10 protein-coding genes are annotated in these 16,752 nt (G+C 68.2%); 5 read left to right on the top strand and 5 right to left on the bottom strand.

Annotated features, from left to right (window positions below; translation table 11 throughout):
* Nucleotides 1-3 precede the first annotated feature (3 nt).
* Nucleotides 4-8,031: a hemagglutinin repeat-containing protein gene (locus IM725_RS00880; protein WP_193778671.1), complete on the top strand. Its 8,028-nt coding sequence runs from the start codon at nt 4-6 to the stop codon at nt 8,029-8,031.
* 607 nt (nt 8,032-8,638) lie between these two features.
* Here IM725_RS00880 and IM725_RS00875 read toward each other — a convergent pair.
* On the bottom strand, nt 8,639-9,007 hold the full coding sequence (locus IM725_RS00875; RefSeq protein ID WP_193778670.1) for a dihydroneopterin aldolase: 369 nt from the start codon (nt 9,005-9,007) through the stop codon (nt 8,639-8,641).
* Complete coding sequence (locus IM725_RS00870) at nt 9,004-9,780, bottom strand: SDR family oxidoreductase (RefSeq protein ID WP_193778669.1); 777 nt, start codon at nt 9,778-9,780, stop codon at nt 9,004-9,006. The genes IM725_RS00875 and IM725_RS00870 overlap by 4 nt, the downstream gene beginning before the upstream one ends.
* A gap of 112 nt (nt 9,781-9,892) precedes the next feature.
* On the opposite strand from IM725_RS00870, the gene IM725_RS00865 reads away from it, so the two are divergent.
* From IM725_RS00865 to IM725_RS00855, 3 genes are read left to right on the top strand one after another with little or no spacing between them, the layout of a single operon-like run.
* The gene (locus IM725_RS00865) at nt 9,893-10,891 is read left to right on the top strand and encodes a class I SAM-dependent methyltransferase (RefSeq protein ID WP_193778726.1); all 999 of its coding nucleotides are present in this window, start codon (nt 9,893-9,895) and stop codon (nt 10,889-10,891) included.
* Nucleotides 10,892-10,941: 50 nt separating this feature from the next.
* Nucleotides 10,942-11,136: a DUF2905 domain-containing protein gene (locus IM725_RS00860; protein ID WP_193778668.1), complete on the top strand. Its 195-nt coding sequence runs from the start codon at nt 10,942-10,944 to the stop codon at nt 11,134-11,136.
* Between the two features lie 2 nt (nt 11,137-11,138).
* Entirely contained in the window at nt 11,139-12,062 is a 924-nt protein-coding gene (locus tag IM725_RS00855; protein ID WP_193778667.1) for an ROK family protein, read from the top strand.
* Between the two features lie 22 nt (nt 12,063-12,084).
* Here IM725_RS00855 and IM725_RS00850 read toward each other — a convergent pair whose 3' ends face one another.
* From IM725_RS00850 to IM725_RS00840, 3 genes are all read right to left on the bottom strand, one after another.
* Nucleotides 12,085-13,335 (bottom strand): multifunctional CCA addition/repair protein, encoded by a 1,251-nt coding sequence (locus tag IM725_RS00850; RefSeq protein WP_193778666.1) that lies wholly within the window; start codon nt 13,333-13,335, stop codon nt 12,085-12,087.
* Nucleotides 13,336-13,363: 28 nt separating this feature from the next.
* Nucleotides 13,364-14,047 (bottom strand): glutathione S-transferase family protein, encoded by a 684-nt coding sequence (locus tag IM725_RS00845; RefSeq protein WP_193778665.1) that lies wholly within the window; start codon nt 14,045-14,047, stop codon nt 13,364-13,366.
* A gap of 103 nt (nt 14,048-14,150) precedes the next feature.
* On the bottom strand, nt 14,151-16,145 hold the full coding sequence (locus tag IM725_RS00840; protein WP_193778664.1) for a lytic transglycosylase domain-containing protein: 1,995 nt from the start codon (nt 16,143-16,145) through the stop codon (nt 14,151-14,153).
* A gap of 21 nt (nt 16,146-16,166) precedes the next feature.
* Between IM725_RS00840 and IM725_RS00835 the strand changes: the two genes are divergently transcribed.
* Entirely contained in the window at nt 16,167-16,742 is a 576-nt protein-coding gene (locus IM725_RS00835) for a 5-formyltetrahydrofolate cyclo-ligase (protein ID WP_193778725.1), read from the top strand.
* Nucleotides 16,743-16,752: the final 10 nt, after the last annotated feature.

Genomic DNA, 16,752 nt, shown 5'->3' with positions numbered 1-16,752 from the left:
GCCATGAATCAGCAGCGTCACCGCGTCGTCTTCAACCGCCATCGCGGCCAGATGATGGCAGTATCCGAGACTGCGACAGCCAGCTCGTCCGCCACTGCGCGGCGTGACAGGCGCTCCCGCATGCATGCAGCCACCCGTCCGCAGGGAGGGCTGGTCCGCCCCTGGATGACCTTCGCGGTCCTGGGTTGGTTGCTGCAGCCTGCGCTGGCACAGGTGGTGGCGAACCCCAATGCACCTGGCGGGCAACGCCCCACCGTGCTGGCCGGGGCGAACCGAACGCCGGTGGTCAACATCCAGACACCGGGTGCCGCGGGCGTCTCTCGCAACAGCTACGCGCAGTTCGATGTGCTGGGGAACGGGGTGGTGCTCAACAACAGCCGCACCGGAGCACAAACCCAATTGGCCGGGGCCGTGGGACCGAACCCTTGGCTGGCCACGGGTTCGGCGCGGGTCATCGTGAACGAGGTGAGCAGCAGCAACCCGACGCAGCTGAACGGGTATGTCGAGGTGGGTGGGCAAAAGGCGGATGTGGTCATTGCCAACCCGGCCGGGATTGCGATCAATGGCGGCTTCATCAACGCCGCAGGCGTGACACTCACCACGGGCGCACCGCGATACGGCGCGAGCGGCGCGATCGAAAACTTCAACGTGCAGGGCGGCCAGCTTTCAGTCAATGACCGGGGCATGGATGCCTACGACGCAGACTACGCCCACCTCCTCGCGCGTTCGGTTCAGGTGAACGCCGGTGTCTGGGCGAAGGACCTGACGGTCGTCACGGGCGTCAACGTCGTCAGCGCAGATGCCGCGACAGTCGCCCCCAGCGGCGCTGGACAGGCCGGCCCGAAGCCGACCTTCGCGATCGATGTGGCGCAGCTGGGAGGGGTGTATGCCGGCAGGATCTGGCTTTTGGCGACGGAATCGGGCGTCGGTTCGACCAACGCGGGGATGGTGGGGGCGGCATCGTCCGATCTTGTGCTCAGCGTGAACGGCGAACTGAGCAACCTGGGCGTGGTGCAAGCACGCCGCAATCTCGAGATGACGGTTCATGGTGATCTCACCAACAGCGGAACCGTCGTGGCCGGACGCGACGCGTTCATTGCCGGTAGCGCTGCGATCAGCAACAGCGGCACCCTCGCAGCGCAAGGCAACAACACGATCACTGCGGAACGCCTGAGCAGCACGAGCGCCGGATTGCTTGCTGCCGGCCTCAGTGCCGAGGGGGGGCTGGCGCCCACAGGTGATCTCGTGGTCCGGGCGAACTTGGGCGTGCTTGCCAACGGCCTGAACATTGCGGGGGGCCTTGTGCAATTGACTGGCGGCAGCATCGACGTGTCTGGCAGCCAGACCGCGGGCGCATACGTCCGGTTGAACGCCACGGAGGCGAACGGCGGTCGTATCGACACCCGCCATGCCACAGTGCAGGCGAGGCAAGACCTGGAGGTCAACGCCGCGGCCGATGTCATCAATTCGGGCAGCCTGTACGCAGGTGGCAACACAACGGTCCACGCGGGCGCGGCGCTGTTCAACACGGGCTTCGTCGCCGCGAATGGCGACACAACCGTGACAGCCAGACGCATCGCTGCGAGCAGTGGGTCGCTTCTGGGGGCCGGCCTGAAACCCGATGGTGGCTGGAGCAGCGTCGGCGATCTCACCGTGACTGCCGCGCAAACACTGAGCGCGAATGGCACCAGTGTGGCTGCCGGCGACCTCAGCTTTGCCGGCGCCACCGTGGATCTCTCCGCCGGCCAAATACTTGGCAGGACCGTCATGCTGGCGGCCAGGTCTGGCCCCATCAGCACCGCCGGAGCCCAGGTCCTGGGCCTGGGAGACACCGGCGCCATTCATGTGGTCGCGAACGCCATGGCAGGCCAGACCCTGAATAACAGTGCGGGAACGCTGAGCGCGGGCCGGGTTCTGCTGGAGGTGGCAACGTTGAACAACGCCGCCGGCGCGGTGAGCGGGCACGAGGTCGATCTGTCCCTGGGCGAGATGGACAATCGCAGCGGCACCGTGGTGGCCCAGCGTCTCACGGGGACGATAGCAGGCGTGCTGAGCAACGGGCATGGCCAGCTGTATGGCCTGAACTCGCTGAGCCTCAGCGCTGGAACCCTTGAAAACGGAAACGGCCAGGTCAGCAGTGGCGCAGACGTTACGCTCAATGCTTCCGTCATCTCCAACCGGGAGGGATCGGTCTACGCTGGCCGCGACGGAACAGTGGCTGCGACCCGTCTCGACAACACGGGGGGCGCCATCATGGCCGGCCGTGACCTGTCCATCCTGGCCCCGCAATGGGCGGGGGCGGCAAACGGCAGCGGGTACGGTTCCTTGGTCGCCGCCCGTGACCTGCGGGTGGAAACAACGGGCGACCAGAACATCAGCACGCCTGCCTTCGCGGCCAACCGGAACCTGTTCTTCACGACCTCGGGCTCCGTGAGCAATTCCGGGCTGCTGCAGGCCCAAGGGGATCTCTCCATTGCTGCGGCCAGTGCCACGAACACCGGCGGCCTCCTCGCGGGCGCGAAATTGAGCGTGAGCGCCAGGGATCCGGCGGGTTCGATCACGAACAGCGGCGACGTGATCGGTGGGACTGTCGTTCTCGCCGCGCCTGGCGCCATCGTCAATACAGGTCCGAAAGCCGTAATCGGCGCGTTCGATCCGAACGGCAGCCTGGTGATGCTGTCGGGGAGCATCGTCAATGCCGATGACACGACCGTCACGGACACCGCCGCAACGACCACGATTCTCGGCATGGGCCGTGTCGTGCTTGCGGGCCCGGCCGATACGAGCGGCAACCTCACCCAGGCTAAGGAAATTGTCAACCGGTCCGGCTTGCTGCAGTCCGGTAGCGACATGGTGCTGGCTGCGAAAAGCGTGATCAACACACGGCGCCGCCTGACCATGAGCAGCACGTTCGACGAGCCGGTCAGCAGCCAGGTACTGGGCGATTTGAACATCAGTCTGTCGGGAACCACGGGGCAGACCAACACTCCCGACGCGACGGGCATCGGCGGGGTGTATATCGACCCGCCCCACGGTGGCCTGTACAACAGCGATTACCTCTACACGACCTATACCGGATCTGCGTTGCAGAACACGGTGCAGACCATCAGCCCCATGGCCCGCATTGCTGCAGGCGGGAACCTGGCGGTGATGGCCGGAACGCTGCAGAACTATTGGAGTCAGGTCGCCAGCGGTGGGAGCGTGGACCTGAGCGGCGTCAACGTGGACCAGGAGAGTTGGCGCGGCGCTCCGTCGCCGCGGATACAGGTCAGCTACAGCGGCGACTACGTCTACCGGACGTACCGGGGTTGGATCTGGACCCAGACCTTCTGCAACTCGGGCTGCGACGCGCCGGGCGACAACCGAAGTTACAACCGGAACCTGTACGAATCCAGCTTGACCGCGAATAGCGCTGTGCTGGGAACCGGTGCCACGATCCACAACGGCGCTGCTTCGACGGGCATCAGCGCGCCGTCGGCGCCCACCGTCAACGTGGTGCCGCCTGTGCTGCCAGACAACGGGCTCTACAAGCCAACCCAGGACGCCCGCGCGCACTACCTGATACAGACCAACCCCCGCTTCGCGGGTGGTCAGCCCTCTTTGAGTTCGGACTACTTGGTCGCGGCCTTGGGCCTCGACGCCGACGCTTTGCAGAAACGCATTGGGGATGGCTCCTACGAACAGCGACTGGTCAATGAACAGATCCACCAACTCACCGGGCGCCAGTTCGTGGGCGACTATTCCTCGGTCGACGAGGAGTACCTGGCCCTGATGCACAGCGCTGTGACGGTCGCCAGGGAATTGGACCTGCGCCCAGGTGTGGCCCTGACTGCCGAACAGGTCCGCTCGTTGACCAGCGACATCGTCTGGCTGGTCGCCCAGACTGTGACCCTTCCCGACGGGACGACGACCACCGCCTTGGTCCCTCAGGTCTACCTGAGCCGCCTGAGTCAAGCGAGCCTGAGGCGTGATGGGGCACTGATTGCGGCCAACACCATCCATCTGAACGATCTCCAGGGTCTCAGCAACGGCGGCAGCATCGAGGCTAGGACGGACCTGACACTGACATCGCAGGCCGACCTGAGTACGACCGGCGGATCCTTGACAGCCGGCCGCCAGATGATTTTGTACGCAGGCCGTGACATCAATCTCGAAAGTGCATCTGTCAGGGCACGGTCACTGTTCATGGAGGCTGGTAACAACCTCAACCTGCTCACGATGACCCGCACTGGCGCTTCATCTTCGGGGACAAAGACCACGATGGACCGGCAGGCGGGCATCGAGGTCACGGACGCCGCGTCCATCAAGACAGGCGCAGACCTGAACCAGCAAGGGGCCAAGCTTTCGGTAGGGGGCGACCTGGCGATAGAGGCGGGGGGCAACTGGAACCTCGGTACCGTGCAGACGCGGGAAGCCAAATCTTCCAATCGCTACGGCGGCTCCGGCACCAGCGACTTCACGCAGAACACCGGCAGCACAGTCAGTGTCGGTGGCAATGCCGCCGTGATCGTGGCAGGTGACCTCAACGTCGCCGGAAGCAGTGTCCAGTTGGGCAACCAGGACAACAATCGCGCCCTCGTGGCTGTGGGTGGAAGCGTCAACCTTGCCGCGGCCAAGGATGTCGCGCTGATGAACAGCAGCTGGGACACGGCGGGTACTGTGGCGAGTCAGGGTAAAACGTCCCGCCATGAGGAGACGCTCAGAGGCGCCAGTCTCAGTGCCGGGGGCGCTCTGGGCGTCTTCGCCGACAAGGATGTCCGCCTGACAGCATCCGAAATCAGCGCAAGCGGTTCCACCACAGTCGCTGCGGGCGGAAGCATCCTCGTCGGCGCAGGGCACGAGCACAGCCTGAGCAGCTATGACGAACAGTTTTCGCGCAGCGGCATCGTGAGCTCTCGCAGCGGCGTGGAACGCCGTGCGTCCGAGCATCTTGACGCGGTCGGCTCGACCATCGGCGGATCGACGGTGAACTTGCATGCCAACAAGGACGTCACCCTGCAAGGCTCGAATGTGGTGAGCGATCGGGGGACGACCATTTCCGCGGGGGGTGACGTCAGCATCCTGGCTGTCAACAGCCAGACGAGCGAATCCGGTTACAGGCAGGTCCACGAGTCAGGCCTGATGAGCAACGGCGGCCTCAGTGTCACAGTCGGCACCCGCGATCAGTCGCAGGCCCAGCAGTCGCAGAGCACGACCTCGACAGCCAGCACGGTGGGTGCGATCCAGGGCAATGTCAGCATCACGGCCGGCCAGCAGTATCTCCAGGTTGGCAGCGACATCCTGAGCGCCAGGGGCAATGTCGACATCCAGGCCAGACAGGTGCAGATCCTGGAAGCCAGGGAGCGTCAGAGCCAGACCAGCGAGACGCATTTCAGCCAGAGCGGGGTCACGGTGGGCTTGACTGCGCCGGCCATCACGGCCTTGCAGAGCGCCAGCAACGTGGCGAAGGCCGTGGGCCAGACCCATGACGGGCGAATGAAGGCCTTGGGCTCGGCAGTGGCCGCGTCGCATCTGAGTTCGGCGGTGATCGACACGCAAAAGGCCAGGGACGCTGGTGACAAGACGGGCGGTATAGGCATCAGCATCAGCGTGGGCTCGTCGCACAGCAGCAGCCAAAGCAGCAGCCAGAGTGACACCGCACGCGCATCGACCGTGGCGGCCGGCGGCGACGTTCGCATCGAAGCGACGGGTGGGGGGCGGGACAGCAATCTGCTGGTCCAGGGCAGTGAGATCACCGCTGGCGCTGATGTGAGCCTGAAGGCGGACAACCAAATCCAACTGCAGGCTTCAAGGAACACCAGCGCCAATTCGAACCAGAGCTCATCGAGTGGGGCCAGCCTCGGGCTCGGGTTCAACCTGGGTGGGCCATCCACAGCCTTCAGCGTGACTGCCAGCGCGAACCGCTCCAGTGAAAACGGCGCCGGCTCCGACATGAGCTACGGAAACGCCCATGTGCAAGCGGGACGTGCAGTCAGTCTGCAAAGCGGAGGCGACGCCACCCTGAAGGGAGCGTCCATCTCCGCCAACCAGGTCATCGCGAATGTCGGCGGCAAGCTGGAGATCGAGAGCTTGCAGGACAGGTCTGCCTATCGGGACAGCGGGCGAAGCAGCGGATTCGCGGTCACTGTCCCGATCGGTCCAGGCACCGCTGGCGCCAGCGTGAGTGCGGGCAAGGTCAACATCGACAGCCACTATGAGTCCGTCGTCGAACAGAGCGGCATCCGTGCGGGAGATGGCGGATTCCAAATTAAGGCGCAGGGTGGGACGGGATTGGTGGGCGGCGCCATCACATCCACTCAGTCGGCGATAGACCATGGGCTCAATCGCCTCGAGACGCCGGGAATTGTCACCCGCGACCTCCAGAACACGGCTGAATACAAGGCAGACAGCACACAGGCGACCCTGGGCGTGGGCAGCAGCTTGGGCAGCAGCTCTGCGGGGATCGGGCACGCGAGCGGCCAAGCGTCGAGCGTGACTCTGGCGGCAATCACCGGTATCGCCGGCAACAAGAGCGCCCGATCGGGCGACGCAGAGACCGGCATCAAGCCCATCTTCGACCCGTCTACGGTGCGCCGGGACGTGGAGGCGCAGGCCAACATCACGGCTGCGTTCGGCCAGCAGGCCGCCAAAGCGATTGGCGATTACGCCCAGGCGAAGCTCAATGACGCGGCGGCGGCCGAAGCCGCGGGGCGCATGTACCGGTTGCGGGCGGGTCAGGCACTCGCGCAGGGGCGAACGCAAGAGGCGGCGGCTTTGCAGGCCCAGGCTGACACGTTGCAACAGCAGGCGCAAGACCTGCGGGACGCCTGGGGTGATACGGGCAGTGTCCGCATCGCCTTGCACGGGATCGCCGGCGCGCTCACCGCGGGGGCCGCAGGTGCGGCCGGTGCAGCCACCAGCACAGTGCTGGCGCCGCAAGTTGCCGAACTCGCCGACCAGGCCGGGCTACCGAAGGAGTTGAAGCAGGCGTTGGTGCAGGGAGCTTCAGCCCTGGCTGGGGCTGGTCTTGCGGGTGCTGGCGGCGCTGCGGCAGCAGTCAATGAAGCTGACAACAATTATCTGTACCACTTTAGAGGAAGGATCATTGCGCGCGACCGGGTCGATAACGACAAGATCATCAACCTGAGCGGCAGGGACCTGAGCACCCTGGCTGACCTCAATCCGGGGGTTCGCCCCGACTGGGATCCCGTGACCCAGCGGAGTGTGCCAGCCGTGGTCGAGGACCGTAGCGCCTTGAGCATGACAAGCAGCACCATCCAAGACCTTAGGAATCCGAATGACAGAGAGGTCATCCGCAAGGAGAGTGACATGGGCTATGTGAATATCGACGGGCAGGCGAGGGTGTTCATCCAGACGGGCATGGACAACTCCCCTAAGGATGCTGGTGTGAGCGCGCAGCTGCTGTCAAAGACGTTGGGGGTCAATGCGGGCTACATCAACAACGGTACGGAAGGTATCGGGGGCGACGTGGGCGAGTACCTGCCCAACTTCCTCACCAAGAAGGACGTCCTCAATGAATACACCTACAGGACGCTGGATGCCCAGGGGCCGACGCTGATCATCACGCACAGTGCTGGCAATGAAGATGCGCGAAAGGCCTTGCAGGTCGGGGCGCTGTACGGACACAGCTACGAGAACCTGAGCTTTTTTTCTGTAGGTTCGCCAGTGTCCAGCAGCGTGCTGGAGAAAAGCGTGACGCGGGCGGGTGCGAGCTACCTGGGGCAGGTCAATGATTGGCGGGATCCGGTGACGTATAGCAGGACGGCGGGATCTGTTGTTGTCGGGACTATCGTGGCAGGTTCGAGTTATGGCGCAGTGCAAGGTTGCGCTGCTGGCTCATTTGCTGGACCTCTGGGATGCCTTTTTATGGGAGCTGCAGGTGGCTTTGTCGGGGCGGCTCCCGGAGTTGGCGCTGGCCTGTTGGGTTTCTTCGGACTACAGAATTATCACCCTTTCAAGCAGTACGTGGAAAAGGCGCAGTCGAAGTCAGTCATGTTCGACTGGGTCAAGAACCACCCTGCCGGCAAGTGAGTCCTGAACCTGAACTGCAACATGGGCATGCCGGGTGAAAGTAGTCATCGATACGGCATCTTCTTCGCCGGTTCACCATGACTCAACGATCAGCCCAGAAGCGCTCACTACTGTTTTTGGTGTGAACGGATCATCCAGAGTGGCGATTTTCCGCTGAGCGAGGGGTTATCCGGCAAAGAGAGTGACATGGGCGACTTGAACATCGAAGGGCAGGCGAGGGTGTTCGTTCAAACGAGCATGGAAACGCTCCCAAGGACACTGGTGCGAGTGCACAGTTTTTGTCCAAGGCACTGGGGGTCAATGCTGGCTACATCAACAACCGGACGGAAGGCCTCGGGGGTGACGTGGGGCCAGTGCGTTCAAGCAGTGGGAGGCTTTGTCAGGGCGTCGATGGGCTCAAGGAAAAATCAGATTCCATGTGCGGGTGCTTTTGCCAAGAGATCGAGCTTTGCGATTGAAGTTTGTGACACGCCAGGATCTCGATGCAGATGAGCAAGGACAAGCTTCTCGGGGAGCAGAGAGCCTTGCCAAGATGTGCTCAGGCTTTTGGGCGCCTACGTAGGCGTTCCAAGAACGATTCAGAAGCCGTAGCCCCCGCAACCGGCGATCACCAATGCCCCGCCTCTATCCGTATCGCCACTTCGCAATCCTCGAAGATCTCCAGCTTGGCGATCTTCACGCGCGCGCCCACCACGCCGGGCAGTTGCATCAGCCGGTTGGCGAGCTTGCCGATCAGCGTCTCCAGCAGGTTGACGTGCTCGGCCGTGCATTCCTCGATGATGATGCGCCGCACCTTGCGGTAGTCCAGCACGTTGCGGATGTCGTCGTCGTTGGGCATCAGCGGCTGGGTGCCGAGGTTCAGCTCGGCGTCGACCTGGATCGGCTGGGGCGCCTTGCGCTCTTCCTCCAGGATGCCCAGGCTGGCGTTGAAGCGCAGCCCGCTGAGGGTGAGGATCTGGGTGCCGGCTGGGGTCATGGCTTGTCCATCATCGAAAAGTCACGCTCGAACTTCATCAGGTGCTGGCCGCCGTCGACCAGCAGCGTGGTGCCGGTCAGCGAGCCGTTGTCCAGGGCGAAGCGCACGGCCGCGACCACGTCGCCCGCCGTGGAGGAGCGCCCCAGCGGCGACAGCCGGTGCAGCGCCTCGAACTGCTCGGGCGTGAGGTACTCGCTGGTGAGCGTGAGGCCGGGCGCCACGCCCACCACGCGCAGCCGCGGGGCCAGCGCCTGCGCCAGCACGGTGTTGGCCGCCTCCAGCGCGGCCTTGGACAGCGTGTAGCTGAGGAAGTCGGGGTTCAGGTTCCAGAGCTTCTGGTCCAGCAGGTTGACCACCGCGCCACGGGCTTCGCGCTGCGCCAGGTGGGCATGCAGCGCGCGCGCCAGCAGGATGGGCGCGCCCGTGTTGATGCGCAGGTGCTCGGCCATGGCCGCGTAGCCGAAGCTGGACGCATCGTCGTGCACGAAGCGTGAGGCGCTGTTGACCACCGCATCCAGCTGGCCGTAGCGGCGCAGCACCGCGGGCACCAGCGCGCTGGCTTCGGCCTCGTCGCCCAGCTCCGCCGGAAAGGTCTCGCAGGCCACGCCCGCCAGCGCGCTGCACTCGGCGGCGGTCTGCGCGGCCTCGGCGGCCGAGCCACGGTAGTGCAGGGCGACCCGCCAGCCGGCGCCGGCCAGGCCGAGCGCGATCTCGCGGCCCAGGCGCCGGGCGGCGCCGGTGACCAGCACGCAGCGGGGGGACGGGGCTTGCATCGCGGACAATCCGGGGGTGAACAGGGAAGACGCCAGTGTAACGAGGGGGCTCACGGCCCTCATCCAGGCCCAGGTGCAACGCGCGGGGGGCTGGTTGCCCTTCGACCGCTTCATGGCCCTCGCGCTCTATGCGCCCGGGCTGGGCTACTACGCCCACGGCTCGCGCAAGTTCGGCAGCCTGCCGGCCTCGGGCAGCGATTTCGTCACCGCGCCCGAGCTCAGTCCCTTGTTCGGCCGCGCCCTGGCCGCGCAGCTGGGCGAGGCGCTGGCGCAGACCGGCACGCAGGAACTCTGGGAATTCGGCGCCGGCTCCGGCGCCCTGGCCCAGCAGCTGATCGAGGCGCTGGGCGACCGGGTGGCCCGCTACACCATCGTCGACCTCTCGGGCACGCTGCGCGAGCGGCAGCAGGCGCGGCTGGCCGCCTTCGGCGCGCGCGTGCAGTGGGTGCAGGAACTGCCCGAGGCCATGGAGGGCGTGGTGGTGGGCAACGAAGTCCTGGACGCCATGCCGGTGAAGCTGCTGCAGCGCCGGGGCGGTGCCTGGTTCGAGCGGGGCGTGGTGGTGGCGGGCGAGGGCTTCGCCTGGCGCGACAGGCCGACCGACCTGCGCCCGCCGATCGAGGTCGAGGACAGCCACGATTACCTCACCGAGATCCACCCCCAGGCCCAGGCCTTCATCCGCACGCTGGCCGACCGGCTCTCGCGCGGCGCGGCCTTCTTCATCGACTATGGCTTCCCCGAGCGGGAGTACTGGCACCCGCAGCGCCACATGGGCACGTTGATGTGCCACCGCGGCCACATGGCCGATCCCGACCCGCTCCAGCAGGTGGGCGAGAAGGACATCACGGCCCACGTCGATTTCACCGGCATCGCGCTGGCCGGCCAGGAGGCCGGGCTCACGCTGCTGGGCTACACCTCGCAGGCACGCTTCCTGATGAACTGCGGCCTGGTGCCCCTGCTGGGCGAGGCCGGCCTGCAGGATCGCGTGGCCGGGCAGCGCCTGGTCAACGAGCACGAGATGGGTGAGCTCTTCAAGGTCATCGCCTTCACCCGTGGCGGCTTCTGGGAAGCCATGGGTTTCGCCGAGGGCGACCGGACGCACCGGCTGTAGCCCGTCCGCCGGGCCCACCCGCGGGCCCTGGGCAGCCCTACACTGTCCCCATGATTCGCTGGCTCCTCGTCGTCTTCCTGGCGCTGCTGGTCGTCGATGCGCTCTCGCCCTGGCTGCGGCGCTTCGGCCTGGGCAGGCTGCCCGGTGACCTGCGCTTCCGCGTCTTCGGCCGCGAATGGTCCGTCCCGCTCGCTTCCACCGTGCTGCTCAGCGTGATCGCCGGGCTGGTGGCCCGGATGCTGTGACCATGCGGGCCTGCATCGACATCGGCGGCACCAAGGTGGCGGCCAGCCTCAACGACGGCCAGGGGCTGGACCTGCGGGCCCGCCAGGCCGAACCCACCGCCAAGGAAGGTGACCCGGGCGCGCTGGCCCGCCAGGCGATCCGTCTGGTGGAGGCGGCGTGCGACCAGGCGGGCGTGGCCCCCGACGCGATCACCCAGGTCGGCGTCTCCTCCTGCGGCCCCTTCGTGCTGCGCGAGGGCGCGGTGGAGCTGGCCGCGCCCAACATCTGCGGCGGCATCGCCGGCCCCGCGCGCGGCCTGCCGAACGACTGGACCAGCGCCCCCCTGGAGGCGCCGCTGCGGGCCCGATTCGCCCGCGTGCAGGTCGCCAACGACGGCATCGCCGCGCTGCAGGCCGAGCGCCGCTGGGGCGCGCTGCAGGGCCTGTCGCACTGCGCCTACGTCACCTGGAGCACCGGCATCGGCATGGGCCTGTGCGTGGACGGCCAGGTGCTGCGCGGCAAGAACGGCAACGCGGGCCATGGCGGCCACATGTTCGTCTCCGACAACCAGGACGCCCTGTGCGGATGCGGCAACGTCGGCGACGTGGAGGGCCTGGTCGCCGGCAATGCGATCGCGCGCCGCTTCGGCCTGGACGCCGCGACGCTGCTGCGCCGCGCGGCCGAGGGCGATGGCCCCGCGCGGGCCGAGGCCGAGGGCCTGGCGCGCGTGCTGGGCCGCGCGCTCTACAACCTCGCGGTGACGCTGGACCTGGAGCGCATCGCCGTGGGCGGCAGCGTGTTCTGGCACCACCGCGGCCTCCTGCTGCCACTTCTGCAGGCCCAGCTGGACGGCCGCCTGCCGGCGCTCACGCAGGGCTGCGCGATCGTCCCCGCCGGCCTGGGCGAGCGCGTGGGCGACTACGCCGCCCTGGCGCTGCTGGACTGAGCCCTCGAACGGGGCCGCGCGCTCAGGGCGCGCTGTTCGACCCGCCAGACAGCCCGGGCAGCGCGGCGACCGCGGCCACCCGCGCCTCGTGCACCCGCTGGCCCACCGCCGGGCCCTTGAGGCCCTGGGCCTGCGCGGCCTGTGCGATCGCCGGCGTGGCGACGCCCTGCGCGGCCGCCAGGGCGGCCCGCAGGCGGGGCCGCTGGGGGTAGGCGCTGTCCTGGAGCCCGAGCCGGCCGCGCGCGTCGCATTCGCAGGCCAGCAGGATTTCCTCGAAGCGCTGCGGCTTGCGCAGCGCGTCGCAGCGCTCCAGCAGGCGTACCAGGGCGGCCGCGCCGAACTCGCCGCTGCGGTGGATGTTGCCGTGCTCGCGCGCCACCACGTCGCCGATCTCGCGGCAGTCGCCCGGCACGCGCAGGCGCTCGCACAGCGCGCGGGCCAGGCGTGCGCTGCGTTCCTCGTGGCCCAGGTGGCGCGGCAGCAGCTCGGGGGCGGTGGTGCCCTTGCCCAGGTCATGCACCAGGCAGGCGAAGCGCACCGTGAGTGGCGCCGCGAGCCGCGCGGCCATGTCCAGCACCATCATGAGGTGGACGCCGGTGTCCACCTCGGGGTGGTATTCGGCGCGCTGCGGCACGCCCCAGAGCCGGTCCACCTCGGGCAGCAGCCGGGCGAGCGCACCGCAGCCGCGCAGCACCTCGAACATGCGCGAGGGCCGCGGCTCCATGAGCCCGCGCGCCAGCTCCTGCCAGACGCGCTCGGCCACCAGCGCGTCCACCTCGCCCTCGGCCACCATCTCGCGCATCAGCGCCAGCGTGCCGGGCGCGATCGAGAAATCGTGGAAGCGGGCCGCGAAGCGCGCGAGCCGCAGGATGCGAACGGGGTCCTCGCGGAAGGCGTCCGTCACATGACGCAGCACCCGCGCGGACAGATCGCCCTGGCCACCGAAAGGGTCGACCAGGACGCCGTCCTCGCCGCGCGCCATCGCGTTGATCGTCAGGTCGCGGCGCGCCAGGTCCTCTTCCAGCGTGACGCCGGGCTCGGCGTGGACGCTGAAGCCGTGGTAGCCGCGCGCCGTCTTGCGCTCGGTGCGCGCGAGGGCGTACTCCTCGCGGGTCTCGGGGTGCAGGAAGACGGGGAAATCGCGGCCCACCGGCAGGTAGCCGGCGTCCAGCATCTGCTGCGGGTCGGCGCCCACCACGACCCAGTCCCGGTCGTTCAGGGGCAGGCCCAGCAGGGCGTCGCGCACGGCGCCGCCGACCATGTAGATGCGCATGCGCGAAAGTGTAAGCGCGGGGGCGGCTTCAGCGCTGGGCGCGCCAGGGCTCGTCCTGGGGGATGAAATCCTGCTCGGCCAGGGCGTCGGCGATCCAGGCGGCCACGCCCGGCAGCGCGCACACGCGGTCGATGTAGGCCGCCACCTCGGGCGGCACCGGCAGCGCGTAGGTGCGGATGCGGGTGCACACCGGCGCGTAGTAGGCGTCGGCGATGCTGAACTCGCCGAACAGCATGGGGCCGCCGTGCTCGGCCAGCAGGCCGCTCCACATGGCGACGATGCGCGCCATGTCGGCGCGCACGCCCGGCTGGTCGCGCCAGATGATGCGGCCGGCCTCGGGAAGGCGGGCCTCGATGTTCATGGGGCAGTGGGTGCGCACGGCGGTGAAGCCGGAGTGCATCTCGGCGCAGACGCTGCGGGCGCGGGCCCGGCCGCGCGCGTCCCGCGGCCACAGCCCGCGCTCCGGGAAGCGTTCGTCCAGGTACTCGGCGATCGCCAGGCTGTCCCACACGGCGAAGCCCTGGTCCACCAGCACCGGCACCTTGCCCACCGGCGTGACGCCGGCGACCCGGGCGCTGAAATCGCCGCCGCCGCTGTACTCGTCGAAGCGCACGAAGCGCTCCTCGAACGGGATACCGGCCTGGCGCATCAGCACCCAGGGCCGCATGGACCAGGACGAGTAGTTCTTGTTGGCGATGAACAGCTGCAGCATCTCGCGCTCCTTGCGCCGGGGGACGGGACCGCCATGCTAGCCGCGTTCCGCCCGGCGGCGGTCGCCCGCCCTGCCGCGCAGGCCGGTGCGGCCGGCCCGCGGCTCAGGGAAGGTCGCGGTTCGGCTCGGGCGTCGCGGCCTCGCGCGGGCCAACCTGCCCCAGCCGCGTGCGCAGCGACTGAGGCTGGCCGGCGTTGAGCACGGCGGCGTACACCGTGGTGTTGGCCAGCACCTTCTTCACGTAGTCGCGCGTCTCGGTGAAGGGCACGTTCTCGGCCCAGATCGCGGCGTCCAGCACCGGCCCGTTGCGCCAGGCGCGCGGGCGGTTCGGGCCGGCGTTGTAGGCCGCCGCGGCCAGCGCCATGGAGCCGTTGAAGTCGTCCAGCACCAGCTTGAGGTAGCCCGTGCCGATCGCGATGTTGGTGTCCTGCTCGCCCAGCTGGTCGGGCGTGAAGCCGGCCATGCCCAGCTTCTTGGCCGTCCAGCGTGCGGTCGCCGGCATGACCTGCATCAGCCCGTGCGCGCCCACGCCCGAACGCGCGTCGGTGACGAAGCGGCTCTCCTGCCGGATCAGCCCGTACACGTAGGCCGGGTCCAGGCCGATCTCGCGGCTGCGCTGCACCACCTGCTCACGGAAGGGCGTGGGGTAGCGCTGGGCGATGTCGAACTCGGTGCGGGTGCGCTCGCTGGTGTTGATGCAGCGGTCCCAGACCTCGCGCTCGCAGGCCAGCTGCGCGGCGGCGAGCAGCTCGCGCTCGGCCATGCCGCCCGGCTGGTGCAGATTGGTCGTGTAGTTCCACTCGCGCACGCCCTCGGGCCGGATGCCCAGCGCGATCGCGTACAGGGCGCGCTGCAGGCCCGGGTTGGCCCGGGCCGCCGCCTTCTCGGCGTCGGTCAGCGGTGCGGGCGCGGGCGGCAGCACCACCTTCTGCCCCAGGTCCTCCAGCGCCAGCTGCTCGTAGAAGCCGCGGAAGGAGGCGATGGACTGCAGCAGCTGCTGGGCCTGCGCGCGCCGCTCGTCACCGCCGCGCGCCTGCAGTGCCCGCGCCTTCCAGTAGACCCAGGCCGGCTCGTTGCGCATGGGCTCGTCCATGGCGGCGATCGCCTTCAGCACGGTGGGCCAGTCGGGCCCGGGCGAGGCGCGCAGCGCGGCGCGCGCCTTCCAGGCCAGCATCTCGTCCGTCAGGTCCTCGTCACGCGTGACGCGGGCGAAGTAGCCGGGCGCGTCGGGCGAGAGCTTCAACGCCGCCTGCCGCGCGATCACGCCCCAGGTCCAGTTGCGCTCCTCGGCCGTGAGCTGCACGCCCCACTTTTCGTCCAGCAGGCGCGCCGCGTTGTCGATGTCGCCGCTGGCCAGGCGCACCAGGGCCAGCACCACCAGCTCCTTGCGCAGCGGGCCCCGGGCCGTGGCGCGTCCGGTGAGGAACTTGACCGGGCTGGCGATCAGCTCGCGCAGGCCGGGCAGGGCCTCGGGGGCCGCCAGCTGCACCGCCGCCTGGGCGGCACGCGGGCGGTTGTATTCGGTGGCCAGCCGGGCCTTGCGCCAGGCGTCCAGCGTGGTGAGGCCGCCGCGGCCCTTGCCGTCGCCGATGAAGCGGGAGGCGGCGAAGCTGCAGGCGTCCTCGCCATCGCCGCGCTGGGCGAACCACAGCCGCCGCAGCTCGTCGGCCAGCCCGGGCGGCTCGGCGCCGCCCTGCTCGACGTGCTGCACGGCCAGCGCATAGCAGCGCACCTCGCGGTCGTCGTTCATGCGGTAGCGCGGCAGCTCGGCCGTGAAGGTGGTCCAGTCGCGGCGCTGGCCCAGCAGCAACAGCCAGTCGTTGCGCATGCGGTCCTCGACGTAGGTGCCGGCCCAGCGCGTGAGGAAGTCCTGCACCTCCTGCGGGCTGGCCGTGTCCAGGCGCGCGCGCAGCTCCCAGTAGGCCACCCAGGGCTCCAGCGGATGGCCCTGGGCCTGCGGCAGCAGCTGGGCCAGGCGCGCCTTGTTGCCCTGTTTCCAGGCCTGGTAGGCGTCCAGGATGGTGTCGTCGCGCGGCTGGGCCTGGGCCTGCAGTGCCAGCGCCAGGGCGATCAGTGTCAGAATTCTCGGCAATTTCATAGCGAAACCATGGACAGGTCACTGGAAAAGAAAACGCTGCGCGAGCGCCTGGTGAAGGAACGCCTGGCCATGCCCGACAGGCCGGTGCGCAGCGACCTGCTGCAGCGCGTGCTTCGCATCTGGCTGGTGGACCGCCCCGACACCGTGATCGGCGCCTACTGGCCGATCAAGGGCGAGTTCGATCCCCTGCCGGCGCTGCACCGCTGGAAGGAGGACGGCGAACTGCTGGACGAGCCGCAGCGGCGCCGCATCGGCTTGCCCGTGGTCGACAAGCTTCACGGGACCCTGAAGTTCCACGCCTGGTTCCCCGGCTGCCCCATGGAAGAGGACGCCTTCGGCATCCCCAAGCCCAAGGACACCGAGGTCATCGTACCGACCCTGCTGTTCGTGCCCTGCGTGGGCTACGGCCCGGGCGGCTACCGGCTGGGCTATGGCGGCGGCTTCTACGACCGCACCCTGCCCCGGCTGGAGCCCAAGCCCTACACCTGCGGCCTGGGCTTCACGCAGGGCTTCCTGGATGATTTCGAGCCCGAGGCGCACGACGTCCCGCTGGACGCCATCCTCAATGACAACGGCGTGGTCTGGCCGATCGGCTGAAGGCAGGGCG

Source organism: Ramlibacter aquaticus (assembly GCF_015159745.1).
GTDB classification, from domain to species: domain Bacteria; phylum Pseudomonadota; class Gammaproteobacteria; order Burkholderiales; family Burkholderiaceae_C; genus Ramlibacter; species Ramlibacter aquaticus.
The sequence above is the reverse complement of the archived record's forward strand: the minus strand, read 5'-3'. Positions and strand labels throughout refer to the sequence as shown.